Source organism: Streptomyces sp. URMC 124, assembly GCF_051386455.1.
In the GTDB taxonomy this organism is placed as follows: Bacteria; Actinomycetota; Actinomycetes; order Streptomycetales; family Streptomycetaceae; genus Streptomyces.
In genome coordinates, this window is record NZ_JBPQTS010000333.1 from 1 (window position 1) to 1,146 (window position 1,146).

The window sequence follows — 1,146 nt, forward strand, 5'->3', positions numbered from 1 at the left end:
CCCCCCCCCCCCCCCCCCCCCCGACTCCGTGCTTCGCGCATGCATCCAACGGCCGCCGCCTCGGCGGCCGTTTTGCTGTCCGTGGCGGCGTCCCCTTCCAGACAGGGAGCGCACCACCCCATGACCCGGATCTTCAGCGGCATCAAGCCCACCGGCCACCTGACGCTCGGCAACTACCTCGGCGCCATCCGCCAGTGGGTGGAAGTGGACCAGCACAAGGCCGACGCCTTGTTCTCCGTAGTCGACCTGCACGCCCTGACAGTGGAGCACGATCCGGCGCGGGTGCGGCGCCTCAGCCGGCAGACGGCCACGCTTTTGCTGGCGGCCGGGCTGGAACCGGCTCGGTGCACGGTGTTCGTACAGAGTCACGTCGACGAGCACACCCGGCTCTCCTATCTCCTGGAGTGCACGGCGTCCGACGGCGAGATGCGGCGGATGATCCAGTACAAGGAGAAGTCGGCGCGGGAGCGGGCCGCGGGCGGCAGCGTGCGGCTGTCGCTGCTGACGTATCCGGTGCTGATGGCGGCGGACATCCTGGCGTATGCGGCGGACGAGGTTCCCGTGGGGGACGACCAGGCGCAGCACGTCGAGCTGACGCGGGATCTCGCGGTGCGGTTCAACCAGCGGTACGGGCAGACGTTCACCGTGCCGAAGGCCGTACTGCCCCAGGTGGCCGCGCGGGTCATGGATCTGCAGGATCCGACGGCAAAGATGGGAAAGTCCCACGCGGAAACGGCGGGCATCGTCTATTTGCTCGACGAGCCCGATGCCGTGCGCCGGAAGATCATGCGTGCGGTGACCGACAGCGGCAGTGAGGTCGTCCACGACCGTGAGACGCGGCCCGGGGTCACGAACCTGCTGGAGATCCTCGCCGCGTGCACCGGGGGAAATCCGTCGGAGCTCGCGGGCGTCTATTCCTCGTACGGCGCTTTGAAGCGGGATACCGCCGATGCGGTGCTGGAGGTCCTGCGGCCGGTGCGGGAGCGGCATGCCGAACTGTGCGGCGACCCGGCTTATGTGGATGCGGTGCTCCGGGAGGGGGCCGAGCGGGCGCGGGGCATCGCCCGGCCGGTGGTCGACGCGGCGTACCGGGCGATCGGCCTGCTGCCCGCCCAGTAGGCCGACCGCGACCCGACCCCCTCAGCC

The 1,146-nt window shown here is 70.2% G+C and carries 1 protein-coding gene; it reads left to right on the top strand.

The features are described from left to right. Positions 1–120: 120 nt before the first annotated feature. Complete coding sequence (gene trpS, locus ACSNOG_RS32755; protein ID WP_436756336.1) at positions 121–1,119, top strand: tryptophan--tRNA ligase; 999 nt, start codon at positions 121–123, stop codon at positions 1,117–1,119. Positions 1,120–1,146: the final 27 nt, after the last annotated feature.

What these genes read in the sequence shown, in the direction of transcription:
- trpS (WP_436756336.1), top strand. Translation starts at nt 121, where the DNA reads ATGACCCGGATCTTCAGCGGCATCAAGCCCACCGGCCACCTGACGCTC.